We start from the raw sequence: 20,361 nt of genomic DNA, 5'->3' as shown, positions 1-20,361 counted from the left end.
CTAGTCGCTATAAATATACTTGCAAGGAGTCTCAGGGTATCACTCGAAAAACAGGCCACAACATCGCGCGGAGCCGGTGCGTATACATATTGCACATTAGTCAACATTGAGAAAAGGAGCGCAAAAAATTCAGAAAAACAAATTTCCATAACCCATTGATCTAAAATGCCTTTAATTAAATCAGCAACGAAAATACCAAAACGAACAAAAAACAAACCATTGCAGAGCATTTTATCGACAAAAAGGTAATAAATAAAAATTTTAAGCTAGTTGCCAGTTATTATCCAGGCAGATATCCTATTCAAACGCGAAAGCAGCAAGACAAATCACTAGCAAGAAGGTATTCAAAACCTTTTTTTCCCTTTTTACAAGGAGCATTAACATGTTCTCTCCGCAGTCACGCTTGCGTCATGCAGTAGCAGACACGTTCGCGATGGTTGTTTATTGTTCTGTCGTGAACATGTTGATCGAAATATTCCTTTCAGGAATGAGCTTCGAACAGTCTCTGTACTCCAGACTGGTGGCTATCCCCGTCAACATCCTGATCGCGTGGCCATACGGCATGTATCGCGATTTGTTTATGCGCGCGGCGCGTAAAGCCACGCAAGCAGGATGGGGGAAAAACCTGGCGGACGTGCTGGCTTATGTCACCTTCCAGTCACCAGTGTATGTGATTATTCTTTTGACGGTTGGCGCCGACTGGCACCAGATTACGGCTGCAGTAAGTTCGAACATCGTGGTATCAATGCTGATGGGCGCGGTCTATGGCTACTTTCTTGATTATTGCCGCCGCCTGTTTAAGGTCAGCAGCTATCACCAGGCTAAAGCCTGACAGATCTCTTCGCGACTGGCCCTGCCAGTCGCATTATTAGTTTGAACTAACGTCGCCAAACAACCCACTCAGATAACGCTCAAGCGCAATTCGCGAACTGAAGCCGTGCGGAATACCATAATGTTCGTGAGTCTCTCCGGCTAAATATAGCGGGAATTGCTGGTAGTGATCGCAGGTTTTAATATCCGTCGCAGGTTCCGCCAGCGAAGAGCTGCGCTCTTTTAGCGTGGGATGGATAACTAATGCGGTACGTCCCATACGTGCTTCACGGTTAACGTACACATAATTTTCGCCACGACGATAGCCGTACGTTTTTTGCGTCACTACATCGACGGTAAAGCCCACTTTTTCAAGTACGCGCGCCACCTCATCAGGTCGTAAATACATATATTTTCCTCGTTATCTTTTTTACTGCGGGCTTACCTTACCTGATTCAGCATTAGCAACGCTTTCAGAAAAGTCCATAAACGAGTGGCGATGGTGGGACGAATATCTTAAGAACCGCGCAGAATTATGTCAGCGACATCCGCAGTTGATACGCCGCCTGCTGCGCCATTTCCACCGAGCTGATGTTGGTAAACGACAACAATATTCCCCCCTTTCCTGCTGAAGTTATTCGCCAGCGGCTTAACGCCTGAACCGCCAGCCCGGCCTGATTCGCTTTGCGCACTAGCGCAACATCATCTCCGTCGACAGTTATCACCAGCTGAATCCCTCCTTCCTGAGGAATGACGTTAAATCCTTGTTCGCTCAGCGCGTTTTCCATCCATTGACGTCGCAGGGCATAATTCTGGCGCATACGTTTTAAGTGCCGCCAGAAGTGGCCATCTTGCATAAAATCCGCCAGCGTTTGCTGCCATAAAACCGGAACGCTACAGGCCGTTAGCGCCGCCTGCTGACGAAAATGTTCGACCTGAGTCAGGGGTACCACCAGCCATGCCGTGCGCAAAGCCGGAAACATCGATTTGCTGAACGTTCCGGCATAAATCACCCGCTGGGGCGCATCCAGACTTTTTAGCGGCGGCAACGGTTTACCGTGGTAGCGAAATTCACTGTCGTAATCATCTTCAATGATCCACGCCTGCGCCCGAGTCGCCCATTCAAGCAGTTGGTGGCGACGGTCTAATGACAGGGCGACGCCCAGCGGACTTTGGTGTGCGGGTGTGAGCAGCACAAAACGCGCCTGCGGGTAGTCACGGATCCCAGCGCAGACATCCAGGCCATCGGCATCAACCGACACCGGCATCAGCTCAATGCGCTCCTGAGCCACCACGGGGTGAATCAACGGAAAGCCAGGATCTTCGACCCACATCCCCTCACCGGGTTGAGACAGAGCGCGCAGGATTAACGTCATTGATGCCGCGTAGCCTGAAGTAATAAAAATCTGCTCCGGCTGGCACTCAATACTGCGTGAGACGCGCAGGTAATCGACAATCGCCTGACGTAACACCCGTTCGCCGCAAACATCGCCCACGGCCAGGTCAAAACGCGTTTGGGTGCGTAAACGCCGCCCCATCACCCGCGCCCAGACGTCCCGCGGGAAGAGATCGAGTGCGGGTAATCCCATCTGAAAAGGCTGCGGCCTGGGGTTTTCTCCGGCGAAGATAGCGGGAGACACAGGTGCGTTTTCCGGTCGCAGTTGCTCACTGACAAATGTTCCTGCCTGACCGCGTCGCGCGAGCCAGCCCTGCGCCACCAGATCTGCATAGGCATTTTCCACCGTCGAACGTGATACCCCCAGCTCCTGGGCCCAGGTCCGACTGGAGGGCAATCTTGTGCCTGGCTTTAGTTCACCTTTCTCAATGGCGTTTTTTAACTGACGGGCGATTTGCTGATAACGTGGCATTTATGGTCTGCTTTTTTGGCAACAATATGGCTCTCTGTAGCAGTCCATTATAGTGCTACATTGCGGGTCATCCAAACGAGGAGAAATACCATGACAATGTTACGCCAGCCCTATTATGAACTCAGTCCTGAAATCTATAACGCTTTGGTTCAGGCCAGCAAAGCGCTGGAAAACTGCGCGCTGGAACCTACGCTGACGGAACTGATTTACCTGCGAGTCTCGCAAATCAACGGCTGCGCCTTTTGCCTGGAAATGCACAGTAAGGCGCTACGCAAATCCGGTGTTGCGCAGGCCAAACTGGACGCGCTGGCAGGCTGGCGGGTGAGTCATCACTTCAGCGAGCAGGAGCGTGCGGCACTGGCGTGGGCCGAATCCGTCACCCATATAGCCAGCACCCATGCCGAAGATGACGTTTATCTGCCGCTGCTCGACCATTTTAGCGCGAAAGAGATTAGCGATTTGACGTTTGCTATTAGCCTGATGAACTGCTTTAACCGTCTGGCGGTAGGGATGCGCATGTGATTCTGCGCTGCCGGATGGCGACATAAGCGCCATCCGGCAACCTGCCATAGTTTCTATCACTTCCTCCGTCACGCTCATCACCCAGGCCCTCATCAATCTAAAATTACCATATCTTGTATGGTTGAATCTTTTTAAAACTACATCTAGTATCTCCTCTATCAAGACACACACAACCTGACGCCCTCTATCGCGTCATTCTTTTACTTTTAGATGGAAATACGAATCATGCGCATTGTTATTTACACTCGTAACAACTGTGTTCAGTGCCACGCCACTAAGCGGGCGATGGAAAGCCGCGGGTTTGACTTTGAGATGGTAAACGTCGATTTACACCCCGATATGGCTGATCGCCTGCGCGATCAAGGCTTTCGTCAGTTACCGGTCGTGGTCGCAGGGGAAACCAGTTGGTCAGGATTTCGCCCGGACATGATCAACCGTCTGCGCCCGGCTCCTCAAGTGGCCAGCGCATGAGTCAGCTCGTCTACTTTTCCAGCAGCTCCGAAAATACGCACCGCTTCATGCAGCGTCTGGGGCTGCCTGCCATCCGCATTCCGCTTAACGAACGCGAGCGGATCCGGGTAGACGAATCTTACATTTTAATCGTGCCCTCCTACGGTGGCGGCGGTACAGCTGGCGCGGTCCCGAGACAGGTGATCCGCTTTTTAAACGATACGCACAACCGGGCGTTAATCCGTGGAGTGATCGCCTCCGGCAATCGCAATTTCGGGGACGCCTACGGTCGCGCGGGTGATGTCATCTCACAAAAATGCGGCGTGCCGTGGCTCTATCGCTTTGAGCTGATGGGCACCCAAAGCGATATCGACAACGTGCAAAAAGGAGTGAGCGAATTTTGGCAACGACAACCGCAGAACGTGTAGAACAGCAGACGCTGGATTATCACGCCCTGAACGCCATGCTGAATCTGTACGATAAGGCCGGGCGCATTCAGTTCGACAAAGACCATCAGGCGGTGGAAGCATTCTTTACCGCCCACGTCCGCCCCAACTCGGTGGCGTTTGCCAGCCAGCAGGCGCGTCTGGACACGTTGGTGGATGAAGGCTATTACGATGCCAGCGTGTTAGCCCGCTATGATCGCGCGTTTGTGCTGAAGCTATTCGCCCACGCCCACGCCAGCGGATTCCGTTTCCAGACGTTCCTCGGCGCATGGAAGTTCTACACCAGCTATACGCTGAAAACGTTCGACGGGAAGCGCTATCTCGAAGACTTTGAGGATCGCGTAACGATGGTGGCGCTCACGCTGGCGCAGGGCGATGAAGCGCTCGCTCTGCAACTGACCGATGAAATGCTCTCCGGGCGTTTTCAACCCGCCACGCCAACCTTTTTAAACTGCGGTAAACAGCAACGCGGCGAGCTGGTTTCCTGCTTCCTGTTACGCATTGAAGACAACATGGAGTCAATTGGACGGGCGGTCAACTCGGCGCTGCAACTCTCCAAACGCGGCGGCGGCGTGGCATTTTTGCTCTCTAACCTGCGTGAGGCAGGTGCCCCCATTAAGCGCATTGAGAACCAGTCCTCTGGGGTGATCCCGGTAATGAAAATGCTGGAGGATGCGTTTTCTTATGCGAATCAATTAGGGGCGCGTCAGGGTGCAGGCGCGGTGTATCTGCACGCGCATCATCCGGATATTTTGCGTTTTCTCGATACCAAACGTGAAAACGCCGACGAGAAAATCCGTATCAAAACGCTCTCGCTTGGTGTGGTAATCCCGGATGTCACCTTCCAGTTAGCCAAAGAAAATGCCCAAATGGCGCTGTTTTCACCGTATGACGTGGAACGCATTTACGGCAAACCATTCGGTGATATCGCCGTAACTGAACGGTATGACGAACTGGTTGCCAACAAACGAGTGCGCAAAAAATACATTAACGCCCGCGATTTCTTCCAGCGGCTGGCCGAGATCCAGTTCGAGTCCGGCTACCCTTACATCATGTTTGAAGACACGGTGAATCGCGCTAATCCAATTGCCGGTCGTATCAATATGAGCAACCTGTGCTCAGAGATTTTGCAGGTTAACAGCGCTTCCACCTACGATGAAAACCTCAATTACGCGCAAACAGGGCACGATATCTCCTGCAACCTCGGCTCGTTGAATATTGCTCATACCATGGATTCGCCAGACTTTGGGCGCACCGTGGAAACGGCGGTTCGCGGTTTAACGGCCGTTTCGGACATGAGCCATATCCGCAGCGTACCCTCAATTGAGGCCGGGAACAGCGCATCGCACGCTATCGGTCTTGGGCAGATGAACCTGCACGGGTATCTGGCACGGGAAGGTATCGCCTACGGCTCACCTGAAGGGCTGGATTTCACCAATCTCTATTTCTACACCATCACCTGGCATGCGCTGAATACGTCGATGAAGCTCGCCCGGGAACGCGGCAAAACCTTTGCCGGATTCAGACAGTCCCGCTACGCCAGCGGTGAGTATTTTAACCAGTATCTGCAGGGCGACTGGCAGCCAAAAACCGCCAAGGTTCGCACACTGTTTGCCGCCAGCGGCATTACGCTGCCAACGCGCGAAATGTGGTCGCAGCTGCGTGAAGATGTCATGCGCTACGGCATTTATAACCAGAATTTACAAGCGGTTCCGCCAACGGGTTCTATCTCCTACATCAACCATGCGACATCAAGCATTCACCCGATCGTGTCAAAAGTGGAGATTCGCAAAGAGGGCAAAACCGGGCGCGTTTACTACCCTGCCCCGTTTATGACCAATGAGAATCTGGCCTTGTATCAGGATGCCTACGAGATTGGTCCACAAAAAATCATTGATACCTACGCTGAAGCAACGCGGCATGTCGATCAGGGGCTTTCACTGACGCTCTTTTTCCCCGATACCGCCACCACTCGCGATATCAACAAAGCGCAGATTTACGCCTGGCGTAAGGGCATCAAATCGCTGTATTACATCCGACTACGCCAGTTGGCGCTGGAAGGAACCGAAATCGAAGGTTGCGTGTCATGCGCGCTGTAAGGAGGACAACATGACATTATCCCGCGTGAGTGCCATCAACTGGAACAAGATTGAGGATGATAAAGATCTCGAGGTTTGGAATCGCCTGACCAGTAACTTCTGGTTACCGGAAAAGGTCCCGCTCTCCAACGATATCCCGGCCTGGCAAACGTTGAACGCCGCCGAACAGCAGCTGACTATCCGCGTTTTTACCGGGCTGACGCTGCTCGACACTATTCAGAACATAGCCGGTGCGCCAGCATTGATGGCCGATTCGTTAACGCCGCATGAAGAGGCGGTGCTATCGAATATCAGCTTTATGGAAGCGGTGCACGCCCGTTCGTACAGCTCAATTTTCTCCACTCTTTGCCAGACCAAAGACGTGGATGCGGCTTACGCGTGGAGTGAAGAAAATACCCCACTCCAGCGCAAGGCGCAGATCGTTTTGACACATTACGCCAGCGACGAACCGTTGAAGAAAAAAATTGCCAGCGTGTTTCTGGAATCCTTCCTGTTCTATTCCGGCTTCTGGTTGCCAATGTATTTCTCCAGCCGCGGAAAACTGACCAATACCGCCGATCTCATTCGTCTGATCATTCGTGATGAAGCCGTTCACGGGTATTACATTGGTTATAAATATCAAAAAGGTCTGGAGCACATTTCTGAATCCGCACGCGAGGAGTTAAAGAATTTTGCCCTCGATCTGCTGATGGAATTGTATGATAACGAAGCGCGTTATACGGAAGAATTGTATGCAGAAACCGGCTGGGTGGATGACGTCAAAGCCTTCCTTTGCTATAACGCCAATAAGGCATTAATGAATTTGGGATATGAGGCATTATTCCCGCCAGAAATGGCGGAGGTTAACCCGGCAATCCTTGCCGCGCTGTCGCCCAACGCTGACGAAAACCACGATTTCTTCTCGGGTTCCGGCTCATCATACGTGATGGGAAAAGCTGTCGAAACCGAAGACGACGACTGGAATTTCTAGCGCTCATTTCCGCGGAAAATACCGTACATTTTTCGCGGAAATATTCTAACAGGATCACACTTTTGTCGTGCAAATATAATTGTGTGATCTACACTCAATATCAGTCGCATTATTCGCCTGCATTTCAGCAATTCAGGCGACTTTTCATTGCCATTTACAAAAAATATTACCCCATTCACATTCGCGCTCAGCCCTTATATCACGGGAAGTCCCGCCACATGGCCTTCGGCAATATTCGTGCCACAAACAAATTCAGGGTTGTCTCAGATTCTCAGTATGTTAGGGTAGAAAAAGGTCACTATTTCCATCAGGTAATATATCGATATAAACAAATAACAGGAATCATTCTATTGCATGGCAATTAAATTAGAAGTTAAAAATCTCTATAAGATATTTGGAGAGCATCCGCAGAGAGCCTTCAAATATATTGAAAAAGGACTTTCAAAAGAGCAGATTCTGGATAAAACAGGGCTATCGCTTGGCGTTAAGAACGCCAGTCTGGCCATTGAAGAAGGCGAGATATTTGTCATCATGGGATTATCCGGTTCGGGTAAATCCACAATGGTACGCCTTCTCAATCGCCTGATTGAACCCACCCGCGGGCAAGTATTGATTGACGGCGTAGACATCGCCCGGATATCCGATGCTGAGCTTCGCGAGGTGCGCAGAAAAAAGATTGCGATGGTTTTCCAGTCCTTTGCCCTGATGCCGCACATGACGGTCCTGGACAATACGGCATTCGGCATGGAATTAGCCGGTGTTGGCGCGGATGAACGTCGTGAAAAAGCGTTAGATGCGCTGCGTCAGGTTGGTCTGGAGAATTATGCTCACGGATACCCGGATGAACTTTCCGGAGGGATGCGCCAGCGTGTGGGCCTCGCCCGTGCATTAGCCATTAACCCTGACATCTTATTAATGGATGAGGCCTTTTCTGCCCTCGATCCGTTAATTCGTACCGAGATGCAGGATGAACTGGTAAAACTACAGGCGAAACATCAACGTACCGTGGTCTTTATTTCCCACGATCTCGACGAAGCTATGCGTATTGGCGACAGAATTGCCATTATGCAAAACGGTGAAGTGGTCCAGGTCGGCACGCCAGATGAAATCCTGAATAATCCGGCCAATGATTATGTACACACCTTCTTCCGCGGCGTTGATATTAGCCAGGTCTTTAGTGCCAAAGATATTTCACGTCGTAGCCCTGAAGGTTTAATTCGTAAAACGCCCGGGGTCGGTCCACGTTCAGCGCTGCAATTATTGCAGGACAAAGATCGAGAATATGGTTACGTGATCGAGCGCGGCAATAAGTTCGTCGGCGTTGTCTCTATCGACTCTTTAAAAACAGCATTAAGTCAGGCGCAAGGTATTGAAGCGGCATTGATCGATGAGCCGTTAGCCGTGGATGCGCAAACTCCTCTCAGCGAGTTGCTTTCTCATGTCGGCCAGGCCCCGTGCGCGGTGCCGGTTGTTGATGAGGAACAACAGTATGTGGGCATCATTTCAAAACGCATGCTGTTACAGGCTTTAGATCGTGAGGGGGCAAACAATGGCTGATCAAACCAATCCGTGGGATACCACACCAGCGGCCGACAGTGCCGCACAAACCGCCGATGCCTGGAGTACGCCATCAGGCGCGCCAGCTGACGGCGGTGGCGCAGACTGGCTGACCAGCGCACCCGCGCCGGCGCCAGAGCATTTCAATATTATGGATCCGTTCCATAAAACGCTAATCCCGCTGGATAGCTGGGTCACAGAAGGGATCGACTGGGTCGTTACCCATTTCCGTCCGGTCTTCCAGGGCATTCGAGTCCCGGTGGATTATATTCTGAACGGCTTCCAGCAGCTTCTGTTGGGTATGCCTGCCCCGGTGGCGATTATCCTGTTCGCTCTGATTGCCTGGCAGATTTCCGGCGTTGGAATGGGCGTTGCTACGCTGATTTCATTGATTGCAATCGGAGCCATCGGCGCGTGGTCGCAGGCCATGATCACCCTGGCGCTGGTACTAACCGCGCTGCTGTTCTGCGTGGTGATCGGTCTACCGATGGGGATCTGGTTGGCGCGCAGTCCACGGGCGGCAAAAATTGTTCGTCCGCTGCTGGACGCCATGCAAACCACACCGGCGTTCGTCTATCTGGTGCCGATCGTCATGCTGTTTGGTATCGGCAACGTCCCGGGCGTGGTGGTGACGATTATCTTCGCCCTGCCGCCAATCGTGCGTCTGACCATTCTGGGGATTAACCAGGTGCCAGCCGACTTGATTGAAGCCTCGCGCTCATTTGGCGCCAGCCCGCGTCAGATGCTGTTTAAAGTCCAGCTCCCGCTGGCGATGCCTACCATTATGGCCGGGGTCAACCAGACGCTGATGCTGGCGCTCTCAATGGTCGTCATCGCGTCGATGATCGCCGTCGGCGGACTGGGTCAGATGGTTCTGCGCGGAATCGGTCGTCTGGATATGGGGCTTGCCACCGTCGGCGGAGTTGGGATCGTGATCCTCGCCATCATTCTCGACCGCCTGACGCAGGCTGTCGGTCGCGACGCCCGTAGCCGTGGCAACCGTCGCTGGTACACCACCGGTCCCGTTGGGCTTATCACTCGCCCATTCACGAAGTAATTCACCCGTTGCCCGGTGGCGTATTGCTTACCGGGCCTATACGTCCCTCCAATAATTAAGGAACAACGATGCGACAGAACGTCATTATTGCCACAGCGTTTGCCACCCTTGTCTCCACCAGCACTTTCGCTGCCGATCTGCCAGGCAAAGGCATCACTGTACAGCCAATCCAGAGCACTATCTCTGAAGAATCCTTCCAGACGCAACTGGTCGCCCGTGCGCTGGAGAAACTGGGTTATACCGTTAACAAAACAAGCGAAGTTGACTACAACGTCGGCTATACCTCCATTGCCTCTGGCGATGCAACTTTTACCGCTGTGAACTGGCAGCCGCTGCATGATGATATGTATGCCGCAGCGGGAGGAGACAAAAAGTTCTATCGCGAGGGGGTATTCGTTACGGGTGCCGCGCAAGGTTATCTGATCGATAAAAAAACCGCTGAGCAGTATAAAATCACCAACATTGCTCAGTTAAAAGATCCGAAGATCGCCAAAATCTTTGACACCAACGGCGACGGAAAAGCAGACATGATGGGCTGCTCGCCGGGCTGGGGCTGCGAAGCGGTGATCAACCACCAGAACAAAGCCTTCGATCTGGAAAAAACCGTCGAGGTCAGCCACGGTAACTATGCGGCGATGATGGCTGACACCATTACCCGCTTTAAAGAAGGCAAACCCATTCTTTACTACACCTGGACACCGTACTGGGTGAGCGACGTAATGAAACCGGGTAAAGATGTGGTCTGGCTGCAGGTACCGTTCTCTTCCCTGCCAGGCGAGCAGAAAGACATTGATACCAAGCTGCCAAACGGCGCCAACTACGGCTTCCCGGTGAACACTATGCATATCGTCGCCAACAAAGCCTGGGCGGAGAAAAACCCGGCTGCGGCGAAACTGTTTGCCGTCATGAAGCTGCCGCTGGCGGATATCAACGCGCAGAACGCGATGATGCACGACGGGAAAGCATCTGAAGCCGACGTGCAGGGTCACGTTGACGGCTGGATCAAAGCCCACCAGCAACAGTTTGATGGCTGGGTGAAAGAAGCGCTGGCTGCGCAGAAATAACCCCCTCGTAGGCCTGATAAGCGTAGCGCCATCACACCAATGCCGGATGGTGGCGCGATGCGCCTTATCCGGCCTAAACGCCCTCCTCCCAACCGCACAATCCATCACCCAACAAATCAGCAACATTTAATCACTTACGTTATGATTGTTTTCTGCAACCCATTTTTCAGTTGAAAACCATGACGAAAACCACTCAGGGACTTAGCCCTTCGCTGATCCTGTTAATGTCTATCGCCACCGGCCTCGCCGTCGCCAGTAACTATTACGCGCAGCCGCTGCTCGACACCATCGCACGTAACTTTTCGCTATCGGCCAGCACCGCTGGCTTTATCGTCACCGCGGCCCAGCTCGGCTATGCCGCCGGCCTGCTGTTTTTAGTACCGCTTGGCGATATGTTTGAACGTCGGATGCTGATCGTCTCCATGACGCTGTTAGCGGCAGGCGGCATGCTTATTACCGCCAGCAGCCAGTCGCTGGGCATGCTGATCCTCGGCACCGCCCTGACCGGGTTGTTCTCGGTAGTGGCACAGATTCTGGTTCCGCTGGCGGCGACGCTTGCCACGCCGGATAAGCGCGGTAAAGTTGTCGGCACCATTATGAGCGGCCTGCTGCTGGGTATCCTGCTGGCGCGCACCGTGGCGGGATTACTGGCCAATCTTGGCGGCTGGCGCACCGTTTTTTGGGTCGCATCGATATTAATGGCGCTGATGGCGATTGCGCTGTGGCGCGGTCTGCCGAAGATGAAATCAGATACTCATCTCAACTATCCGCAACTGTTAGGCTCCGTATTCAGCCTGTTTATCCATGATAAATTGCTGCGTACCCGCGCGATGCTGGGCTGCCTGACCTTTGCCAATTTCAGTATTCTCTGGACCTCTATGGCGTTTTTGCTCGCCGCGCCGCCGTTTAACTACTCTGAAGGAACGATCGGGCTGTTTGGCCTGGCAGGGGCCGCAGGGGCGTTAGGCGCGCGTCCGGCAGGTGGTTTTGCCGATAAGGGAAAATCACATCTCACCACGACCACAGGTCTGTTATTACTGCTGCTCTCCTGGTGGGCTATCTGGTTAGGGCATAGTTCCGTACCAATGCTGATTATCGGTATCTTGGTCCTGGACCTCACCGTTCAGGGTGTGCATATCACCAACCAGACGGTTATCTATCGCATTCATCCGGACGCACGTAATCGCCTGACCGCCGGATACATGACCAGCTATTTTATTGGCGGGGCGGCAGGTTCGCTGATTTCGGCCTCCGCCTGGCAGCATGCCGGTTGGGCTGGCGTTTGTCTGGCCGGTACGACCGTTGCCCTACTCAACCTGTTGGTCTGGTGGCGAGGATATCACCGTCAGGAAGCCGTAAATTAAGCATATAGCGTATGTTTACCGCTGATTGGGCTCCGCAGGGTGTTAAGGAGCCCATCAGTCTGCTAAGGTTATAACTCATTGAACCAAGTTATATTAATTTCGGTAATGAAACCTATAACCCTATGGAAAGCCCGATATCCCAGTCTGAACCCAGTTCTGCGACGCTAACTGAAGGATTCAAAGACAGCCTGCCAATAGTCATCAGCTATATTCCGGTCGCTTTTGCATTTGGTCTCAATGCCACTCGCCTTGGCTTTACTCCGGTTGAAAGCGTGTTTTTCTCCTGCATTATCTATGCGGGAGCCAGCCAGTTTGTCATCACCACAATGCTCGCCGCAGGCAGTTCTTTGTGGGTCGCCGCACTGACCGTCATGGCCATGGATGTACGCCATGTTTTGTACGGACCTTCCCTGCGTAGCCGAATCGCCCAGCGACTGAGCAACCCCAAAAGCGCGCTGTGGGCCTTTGGCCTCACCGATGAAGTCTTTGCCGCCGCCACGGCGAAGCTGGTACGGGATAACCGGCGCTGGAGTGAAAACTGGATGATCGGCATTGCGCTATGCTCCTGGGCCTCCTGGGTGTTTGGCACGGTGATCGGCGCGTTTTCCGGTAGTGGTTTACTCAAGGATTACCCGGCAGTTGAAGCGGCGTTGGGCTTCATGCTCCCGGCGCTGTTCATGAGCTTCCTGCTCGCCTCTTTCCAGCGTCAACAAGCACTTTGTGTGACTACAGCACTGGCCGGCGCGCTGGCTGGCGTTATGCTGTTTTCCATTCCTGCCGCCATCCTTGCAGGCATTGTCTGCGGATGCCTGACGGCTCTTATACAGTCATTTTGGCAGGGAGGTCCCGATGAGCTATGAGGTCTTGCTGCTTGGCCTGCTGGTCGGCTGCGTTAACTACTGTTTTCGTTATTTGCCGCTCCGTCTTGGAGTGGGGAATGTTCGCCCGACGAAGCGCGGCGCGACGGGCATATTACTCGACACCATTGGCATTGCATCAATTTGCGCCCTGTTGGTGGTGTCTACCGCGCCAGAAGTGATGCACGATTCTCGTCGGTTCGTGCCTACGCTGGTGGGGTTTGTCATACTGGGCGCAAGCTTCTATAAGACCCGCAGCATCATCATTCCAACCTTACTGAGTGCTCTGGGCTATGGATTAGCCTGGAAAATGCTGATTGTCTTATAGATAAAAACAATCATTTTAAATAAATAATACATTTACTTTATTTGTCACTGTCGTTACTATATCGGCTGAAATTAATGAGGTTATACCCAAATGGATAGTTCGTTTACGCCCATTGAACAAATGCTAAAATTTCGCGCCAGCCGCTACGAAGAGTTCCCTTATCAGGAAGTGCTTCTGACTCGTCTATGCATGCACATGCAGGGCAAGCTGCTGGAAAACCGCAATAAGATGCTGAAAGCTCAAGGGATTAACGAGACATTGTTTATGGCGTTGATTACGCTGGAGTCTCAGGAAAACCACAGTATTCAGCCTTCTGAACTGAGTTGCGCGCTTGGCTCGTCACGCACTAACGCAACCCGCATTGCGGATGAGTTAGAAAAACGTGGCTGGATCGAACGTCGCGAAAGCGATAACGATCGCCGCTGTCTGCATCTGCAATTGACCGAGAAAGGCCACGCATTTTTGCAAGAGGTGTTACCGCCTCAGCATAACTGCCTGCATCAGCTTTGGTCATCTCTCAGCACCACCGAAAAAGATCAGCTTGAGCAAATTACCCGTAAACTTCTGACCCGTCTTGACCAGATGGAGCAGGATGGCGCGGTATTAGAAGCGTTGCGCTAACGCGCCGACTCGCTCAGAAATCCAGATTTATAAATGAAAAAACCGACAGGCCAGCACGCATACTGCTGGCCTGTCTGATAAACAGGTCGGCTCAGCCGATGTGAAAAAAAAGAAGATCGTGGAGAACAACATGAGCGCAAATGCGGAGACTCAAACCCCGCAGCAACCGGTCAAGAAGAATGGCAAACGTAAAAGTATGCTGCTCCTTCTGACCTTGCTCTTTATTATCATTGCCGTGGCATATGGGATTTATTGGTTTTTAGTACTGCGTCATGTCGAAGAGACAGACGATGCGTACGTGGCAGGGAACCAGGTTCAAATCATGGCGCAGGTATCAGGCAGCGTGACGAAAGTCTGGGCTGATAACACTGACTTTGTAAAACAAGGCGATGTGCTGGTCACCCTCGACCAGACGGACGCTAAGCAGGCATTTGAAAAAGCCAAAACTGCGCTGGCTTCCAGCGTGCGTCAGACGCACCAGTTGATGATCAATAGCAAGCAGTTACAGGCAAGCATTGAAGTGCAGAGAACCGCGCTGGCGCAGGCACAAAGCGACTTTAATCGCCGTGTCCCGCTGGGCAACGCCAACCTGATTGGCCGCGAAGAGCTGCAACATGCGCGTGATGCCGTCGCCAGCGCTCAGGCTCAGCTTGATGTTGCTATCCAACAATATAATGCCAACCAGGCGATGATTCTCGGCAGTAAGCTGGAAGACCAGCCCGCCGTGCAACAGGCGGCCACTGAAGTGCGCAATGCCTGGCTGGCGCTGGAACGAACCAGAATCGTCAGCCCAATGACTGGCTATGTTTCCCGTCGTTCCGTGCAGCCGGGGGCGCAAATTAGCCCGACCACGCCGCTGATGGCGGTCGTTCCAGCCACTAACCTGTGGGTGGATGCCAACTTCAAAGAAACACAGCTCGCGCACATGCGTATCGGTCAACCTGCGACCGTTATCAGCGATATTTACGGCGATGACGTGAAATATACCGGTAAGGTTGTCGGGCTGGATATGGGTACGGGCAGCGCCTTTTCCCTGCTGCCAGCACAAAACGCAACGGGTAACTGGATCAAAGTCGTCCAGCGTCTGCCGGTGCGTATTGAACTGGATGCACAGCAGCTGGCGCAGCATCCGCTGCGTATCGGTTTATCTACGCTGGTTACGGTAGATACCTCAAATCGTGACGGACAAATTCTGGCAAGCCAGGTTCGCACCACGCCGGTATCAGAAAGTAATGCACGGGAAATCAACCTTGCTCCGGTCAATAAGATGATCGAAGAGATCGTGCAGGCCAACGCGGGCTAATTCAAAGGTGCGTGTGATGCAACAGCAAAAACCGCTGGAAGGCGCGCAGCTCGTCATTATGACGATCGCGCTGTCCCTGGCGACATTCATGCAGGTGCTGGACTCCACCATTGCTAACGTGGCGATCCCCACTATCGCCGGGAACCTCGGCTCTTCACTGAGCCAGGGAACCTGGGTGATCACCTCATTCGGGGTGGCGAACGCTATCTCGATTCCGATCACCGGCTGGCTGGCAAAGCGTTTTGGCGAAGTAAGGCTATTCATGTGGTCAACTATCGCCTTCGTCATTGCGTCATGGGCATGCGGGATGTCCACCAGCCTGAACATGCTGATTTTCTTCCGCGTAATCCAGGGGATTGTCGCCGGTCCATTAATTCCGCTGTCACAAAGCTTGTTGCTGAATAACTATCCTCCCGCCAAGCGTTCCATCGCCCTGGCGCTATGGTCGATGACAGTGATTGTTGCCCCGATATGTGGCCCTATTCTTGGGGGCTATATCAGCGACAACTATCACTGGGGCTGGATATTTTTCATCAACGTGCCAATCGGTGCTGCGGTGGTATTGATGACTCTGCAAACCCTGCGCGGTCGGGAAACCAAAACCGAGCAGCGGCGCATCGATGCCATTGGTCTGGCACTGCTGGTCATTGGTATCGGCAGTTTGCAGATTATGCTCGACCGCGGCAAAGAGCTGGACTGGTTCGCCTCTCAGGAGATTATCATCCTGACGGTGGTCGCCGTTGTCGCCATCAGCTTCCTGATCGTCTGGGAGCTTACCGACGAGCACCCCATTGTCGACCTCTCGCTGTTTAAGTCGCGCAACTTTACCATCGGCTGTCTGTGTATCAGTCTGGCCTATATGCTCTACTTCGGCGCAATCGTCCTGCTGCCGCAGCTGTTGCAGGAGGTATACGGCTATACGGCAACCTGGGCCGGTCTGGCGTCAGCGCCGGTTGGGGTGATTCCGGTGATCTTATCGCCGATTATCGGCCGCTTCGCGCACAAGCTTGATATGCGTCGGTTAGTTACGTTCAGTTTTATTATGTACGCCGTCTGTTTCTACTGGCGTGCGTGGACGTTCGAACCGGGTATGGACTTTGGCGCATCGGCCTGGCCACAGTTTATTCAGGGTTTCGCGGTAGCCTGCTTCTTTATGCCGCTGACGACTATCACGCTGTCCGGCTTACCACCTGAGCGTCTGGCCGCGGCATCAAGTTTGTCGAACTTTACGCGAACGCTGGCCGGCTCTATTGGTACATCAATTACGACGACGATGTGGACTAACCGCGAGTCACTTCACCATGCGCAGTTAACGGAATCCGTTAATCCCTACAATCCAAATGCGCAGGCAATGTACGATAAGCTGCAGGATTTAGGGATGACGCATCAGCAGGCGTCAGGCTGGATAGCCCAGCAGATCACCAATCAGGGACTGATTATTTCCGCCAACGAAATCTTCTGGATGTCGGCGGGGATCTTCCTGGTCTTGCTTGGCCTGGTGTGGTTTGCCAAACCGCCCTTCGGTGCAGGCGGCGGCGGCGGTGGCGCGCACTAAATATCTGATAAAAGGGATCTGCGGATCCCTTTTTTATTGCCCCGTAAACCACCTCCCTGGGAGATGGTTTACGGGAGGCAATAAAAAACCCCGGTTATAAGCCGGGGTTAATTTAAATACTGGAACAACTAATTAGTATGACTAAATATGCAGTTCCTGCAGTTTCTCTTTCGGCAGCGCCAGCTCTTCATTGCTGTTAACGCGTACATCATGCTCCAGAATATGACGTGCGATATCCTGTGCTTCGCTAAGAGAGTGCATCTGATACGTACCACACTGGTAAACGTTCAGCTCCGGGATCTGGTTTTGATCCTGCACTTTCAGCACGTCCGCCATCGCCGCTTTCCACGCGTCGGCAACACGCTGCTCGTCTGGCGTACCAATCAGGCTCATGTAAAAGCCAGTGCGGCATCCCATCGGAGAGATATCGATAATCTCCACGCCGTTGCCGTTGAGATGGTTACGCATAAAACCTGCAAACAGGTGTTCCAGCGTGTGGATACCTTTCTCAGGCATCACTTCTTTGTTCGGAATGCAGAAACGCAGATCAAACACGGTGATTGCGTCGCCATGCGGGGTGTTCATCGTTTTTGCAACCCGGACCGCGGGAGCTTCCATCCGGGTGTGATCGACAGTAAAACTATCTAACAACGGCATTTAGCCACCTCCGATAAATTTTTTGAAAATAATCTGAACTCTTTGTTCCGGGGCGAGTCTGAGTATATGAAAGACGCGCATTTGTTATCATCATCCCTGTTTTCAGAGATGAAATTTTGGCCACTCCCGAGTGGCCTTTTTCTTTTGTATCAAGCGTGCTTTTCCAGCCACACGCTAAACGGCTCAGTATCAGCCGCTTCGATCTCCTGCTGACGACGCTTTGAAGCCTCGGTTTCAGCAATAAATTCCGCTTCCTGCAATATTTCTAACGGCTCTTCACGCAGCAGATTTCGGTAAGCCTCACCCAGCGCTTTACCCGTGCCGCCAATGCCTTCATCAATCATAGACCGTAGGATGCGGGCAGAGAAAGTCAGTTCTGGGTTGTCAAAACAGGCAACCAGTTCATCACAGACCTTTTGATACTCCTCTCCCCCATCGATGCTGTCCAGCGTTTGTGCCACGCGTTTCAGATCACGGAACAGATCTTTCCCTACCTTAGGCAACGGGAACTGGGCTGTTTCACAGCCAATACCTAACGTCAACCCAGGCTTACGACCTTCAAGAATCACCCGATTCCAGTTTTTACGCGTACACAGCAATTCATCGCTGCTCATTTCCGGGGCATCGGCCAGCGCACACCAGACCATAAACAGATCGAGGAAACGCACCTGCTGCTCGTCCACGCCGATCGGTGAGAACGGGTTGATATCCAGTGAGCGAACTTCGATGTACTCAATACCGCCACGCAGAAGCGCGTCAGAAGGCGTTTCGCCACGACGAGTGACGCGTTTCGGGCGAATAGGCGCATACAGCTCATTTTCAATCTGCAGAACGTTGCTGTTGATTTGCAGACGCTTACCGTCCTTCTCCAGACCGATCGCCGCGTACTCCTCGGAAGGGGTTTTAATCGCGCGCTTTAATCCTGCCACATACTCATGCAAATCGTTAAACGTAATTCCGAGATTGCTTTGCGACTTATTGGTATAGCCCAAATCACTCAGGCGCAGCGACGTCGCATACGGCAGGTAATACATCCCACAGTCGTTTTTTTCAAACGGCAGGGTTGTCGGTTTTCCTTGCAGGAAAGAGGAACAAATGGCCGGAGAGGCGCCAAACAGATACGGGATCACCCAACCAAAACGGTAGTAGTTGCGGATCAGACGGAAGTAACCCGCGGAGATCTTCTCTTTAGCATCTTCGCCGTCCGTTACGCCACATTTCGCCTGCCAGAAAGCCATCGGCAATGAGAAATTGTAGTGTACGCCGGAGATAGTCTGCATCAGCGCGCCGTAACGGTTTTTGAGGCCTTCACGGTACAGCGTTTTCAGACGACCAGTATTCGACGTACCGTACTGCGCCAGTTCGATATCCTGACCTTCGGCAATATAGCAAGGCATGCTCAACGGCCACATACGCTCGTCGCCCAGGTTCCTGGCGGTATACCGATGCAGGTCGCGCATAAATGTGAGCATTTTCTCAATGTCGTCGCCTGGAGGCGTAATAAACTCCAGCAGCGCTTCGGCAAAGTCAGTGGTTATCCATTTATGCGTTAGCGCTGAGCCTAACACCTCAGGATGGCCTGTCGTTGCTAATGACCCATCTGCATTAACGCGCAGCGTTTCGCGCTCCAGCCCACGTTGAATCCCCTTTAACGCCTGAGGATGGTTTTCCAGCCAGGCCAACGCCTGTGATACGTCCGGGATCAAATTGACCTCCCGCCTGTCAAAATCGTTTTAATTAGCATAATGTATTGGTTACCCTGAAGGCTATCTCACAACACAATTAGTGCCACCACATAATGCCTTGCGTCGTAACCGCTGCGACAACTACATAGCGCAGCGCCTTGCCAAGGCATAAGAAAAAAAGTACTGGACCCCACGAGATGCGCATCCATCCAGCTAACAGGCACAGTAAATCACCCACAACCGGCATCCAGCTTAATAATAGTGTGACAGCGCCATAGCGCCGCAGCCAGCCAGTGGCTTTTTCTTGCCAGCGCGATGTTTTACGCAATGGAAAGAAACGCCCAAGGATAACGTTAGTTAACCCTCCAAGGCTATTACCCATTGTTGCTGTTAAGACTAAGACCCAGGGATGACTTACCCCAGAGACCAGCAAAGCAACTAAAACAACTTCAGAATTGCCGGGTAATAGCGTAGCGCTGAGAAAACTGCTGGCAAACAGTGACAGGAGAGATAGTCCATCACTCACAATAACCGGACATCCACAGCATCCATTCCTGCGGCATGCGCCGCCTGCAGTCCAAAATCGGCATCTTCAAATACGACACAGCGCGCCGGAGCAACACCCATACGTTCGGCACAGAGCAAAAACGTATCAGGAGCAGGTTTATGGTGTTGTACGTGATCGGCTGCGACTACAGCATCAAAATAGCGACGCAGCCCAAGGTGTGCGAGCAGAGCTTCCGCAATCGCGCTTTCACTCCCCGTACCTACCGACATAGGACGACGACCATGCCAGGCTTTCACGACGTCAACCAATGGCAAAGGCTGGACGCTATCCAGCAGCATGCTTCTCACCTTGTCGGTTTTTTCACGCGCCAATGCATGAGGGTCAAGATCGGCATGATTCAATTCAATTACCGACTGGGCAATACGCCACGTTGGGGAGCCATTGAGAGCGACCATGGCTTGTTCATCAAAACGTAATCCATAATGCCCCAATACCTCATGCCACGCCTTACGGTGCGTTGGCTCGGTATCCAGGATGGTGCCATCCATATCAAAAATCAAACCCGCATAACGTTCGTACATCGTCTTCTCACAAGCCGAATGACCAGACGTTATTTTATCGTAATTGATTGATTTTGTCG

General features: G+C 52.6%; 21 protein-coding genes. 15 read left to right on the top strand and 6 right to left on the bottom strand.

Features of this window, described 5'->3' with window-relative positions; translation table 11 throughout:
• Window positions 1–382: 382 nt before the first annotated feature.
• A complete protein-coding gene (gene alaE / locus HV345_RS05640; protein WP_016154144.1) occupies window positions 383–832 on the top strand; it encodes an L-alanine exporter AlaE in 450 nt (149 codons plus the stop codon).
• A gap of 36 nt (window positions 833–868) precedes the next feature.
• On the opposite strand, the gene HV345_RS05635 is transcribed toward alaE, so the two are convergent.
• Window positions 869–1,219 (bottom strand): DUF2002 family protein, encoded by a 351-nt coding sequence (locus tag HV345_RS05635; RefSeq protein ID WP_016154145.1) that lies wholly within the window; start codon window positions 1,217–1,219, stop codon window positions 869–871.
• A gap of 124 nt (window positions 1,220–1,343) precedes the next feature.
• Complete coding sequence (locus HV345_RS05630) at window positions 1,344–2,678, bottom strand: PLP-dependent aminotransferase family protein (protein ID WP_019077524.1); 1,335 nt, start codon at window positions 2,676–2,678, stop codon at window positions 1,344–1,346.
• Between the two features lie 90 nt (window positions 2,679–2,768).
• Here HV345_RS05630 and HV345_RS05625 point away from each other — a divergent pair, with 90 nt between their 5' ends.
• The 14 genes from HV345_RS05625 to emrB all read left to right on the top strand — a co-directional run bounded on the left by HV345_RS05625 (window position 2,769) and on the right by emrB (window position 16,871).
• Window positions 2,769–3,200: a carboxymuconolactone decarboxylase family protein gene (locus HV345_RS05625; RefSeq protein ID WP_016154147.1), complete on the top strand. Its 432-nt coding sequence runs from the start codon at window positions 2,769–2,771 to the stop codon at window positions 3,198–3,200.
• Window positions 3,201–3,425: 225 nt separating this feature from the next.
• Window positions 3,426–3,671: a glutaredoxin-like protein NrdH gene (nrdH, locus tag HV345_RS05620; protein ID WP_016157297.1), complete on the top strand. Its 246-nt coding sequence runs from the start codon at window positions 3,426–3,428 to the stop codon at window positions 3,669–3,671.
• A complete protein-coding gene (gene nrdI / locus HV345_RS05615; protein WP_181627030.1) occupies window positions 3,668–4,078 on the top strand; it encodes a class Ib ribonucleoside-diphosphate reductase assembly flavoprotein NrdI in 411 nt (136 codons plus the stop codon). Before nrdH ends, nrdI begins: the two co-directional genes overlap by 4 nt.
• Window positions 4,051–6,195 carry a class 1b ribonucleoside-diphosphate reductase subunit alpha gene (gene nrdE / locus HV345_RS05610; protein WP_181636363.1) on the top strand — a complete coding sequence of 715 codons (2,145 nt, stop codon included), beginning with the start codon at window positions 4,051–4,053 and terminating at the stop codon, window positions 6,193–6,195. Before nrdI ends, nrdE begins: the two co-directional genes overlap by 28 nt.
• Window positions 6,196–6,205: 10 nt before the next feature.
• Complete coding sequence (gene nrdF / locus HV345_RS05605; RefSeq protein WP_019077528.1) at window positions 6,206–7,165, top strand: class 1b ribonucleoside-diphosphate reductase subunit beta; 960 nt, start codon at window positions 6,206–6,208, stop codon at window positions 7,163–7,165.
• 354 nt (window positions 7,166–7,519) lie between these two features.
• Window positions 7,520–8,722, top strand: coding sequence for a glycine betaine/L-proline ABC transporter ATP-binding protein ProV (gene proV / locus HV345_RS05600; protein WP_181636362.1), 1,203 nt, complete (start codon window positions 7,520–7,522; stop codon window positions 8,720–8,722).
• Window positions 8,715–9,779: a glycine betaine/L-proline ABC transporter permease ProW gene (proW, locus tag HV345_RS05595; RefSeq protein WP_016157302.1), complete on the top strand. Its 1,065-nt coding sequence runs from the start codon at window positions 8,715–8,717 to the stop codon at window positions 9,777–9,779. Before proV ends, proW begins: the two co-directional genes overlap by 8 nt.
• A gap of 68 nt (window positions 9,780–9,847) precedes the next feature.
• Complete coding sequence (gene proX, locus HV345_RS05590) at window positions 9,848–10,843, top strand: glycine betaine/L-proline ABC transporter substrate-binding protein ProX (RefSeq protein ID WP_016154154.1); 996 nt, start codon at window positions 9,848–9,850, stop codon at window positions 10,841–10,843.
• Between the two features lie 179 nt (window positions 10,844–11,022).
• Entirely contained in the window at window positions 11,023–12,207 is a 1,185-nt protein-coding gene (locus HV345_RS05585; protein WP_047358817.1) for an MFS transporter, read from the top strand.
• A gap of 122 nt (window positions 12,208–12,329) precedes the next feature.
• Entirely contained in the window at window positions 12,330–13,067 is a 738-nt protein-coding gene (locus HV345_RS05580; RefSeq protein WP_181636361.1) for an AzlC family ABC transporter permease, read from the top strand.
• Complete coding sequence (ygaH, locus tag HV345_RS05575) at window positions 13,057–13,392, top strand: L-valine transporter subunit YgaH (RefSeq protein WP_016154157.1); 336 nt, start codon at window positions 13,057–13,059, stop codon at window positions 13,390–13,392. The genes HV345_RS05580 and ygaH overlap by 11 nt, the downstream gene beginning before the upstream one ends.
• A 90-nt stretch (window positions 13,393–13,482) precedes the next feature.
• Complete coding sequence (emrR, locus tag HV345_RS05570; RefSeq protein WP_003037300.1) at window positions 13,483–14,013, top strand: multidrug efflux transporter EmrAB transcriptional repressor EmrR; 531 nt, start codon at window positions 13,483–13,485, stop codon at window positions 14,011–14,013.
• A 130-nt stretch (window positions 14,014–14,143) separates the two neighbouring features.
• Window positions 14,144–15,316, top strand: a complete 1,173-nt coding sequence (gene emrA / locus HV345_RS05565) for a multidrug efflux MFS transporter periplasmic adaptor subunit EmrA (protein WP_049282740.1) — start codon at window positions 14,144–14,146, stop codon at window positions 15,314–15,316.
• Between the two features lie 16 nt (window positions 15,317–15,332).
• Complete coding sequence (emrB, locus tag HV345_RS05560) at window positions 15,333–16,871, top strand: multidrug efflux MFS transporter permease subunit EmrB (RefSeq protein WP_016154159.1); 1,539 nt, start codon at window positions 15,333–15,335, stop codon at window positions 16,869–16,871.
• 141 nt (window positions 16,872–17,012) lie between these two features.
• Here the strand turns inward: emrB and luxS are convergent, their stop codons facing one another.
• The 4 genes from luxS to yqaB all read right to left on the bottom strand — a co-directional run bounded on the left by luxS (window position 17,013) and on the right by yqaB (window position 20,302).
• Window positions 17,013–17,528, bottom strand: coding sequence for an S-ribosylhomocysteine lyase (luxS, locus tag HV345_RS05555; protein WP_016154160.1), 516 nt, complete (start codon window positions 17,526–17,528; stop codon window positions 17,013–17,015).
• Between the two features lie 149 nt (window positions 17,529–17,677).
• Window positions 17,678–19,234, bottom strand: coding sequence for a glutamate--cysteine ligase (gene gshA / locus HV345_RS05550; protein WP_181636360.1), 1,557 nt, complete (start codon window positions 19,232–19,234; stop codon window positions 17,678–17,680).
• 76 nt (window positions 19,235–19,310) lie between these two features.
• Window positions 19,311–19,739, bottom strand: coding sequence for a YqaA family protein (locus HV345_RS05545; protein ID WP_003825961.1), 429 nt, complete (start codon window positions 19,737–19,739; stop codon window positions 19,311–19,313).
• Window positions 19,736–20,302, bottom strand: a complete 567-nt coding sequence (gene yqaB / locus HV345_RS05540; RefSeq protein WP_016157305.1) for a fructose-1-phosphate/6-phosphogluconate phosphatase — start codon at window positions 20,300–20,302, stop codon at window positions 19,736–19,738. Before yqaB ends, HV345_RS05545 begins: the two co-directional genes overlap by 4 nt.
• Between the last annotated feature and the right edge of the window lie 59 nt (window positions 20,303–20,361).

Origin of the sequence: Citrobacter sp. RHBSTW-00986 (assembly GCF_013783065.1) — a bacterium.
Taxonomy (GTDB): domain Bacteria; phylum Pseudomonadota; class Gammaproteobacteria; order Enterobacterales; family Enterobacteriaceae; genus Citrobacter; species Citrobacter braakii.
The sequence above is the reverse complement of the archived record's forward strand: the minus strand, read 5'-3'. Positions and strand labels throughout refer to the sequence as shown.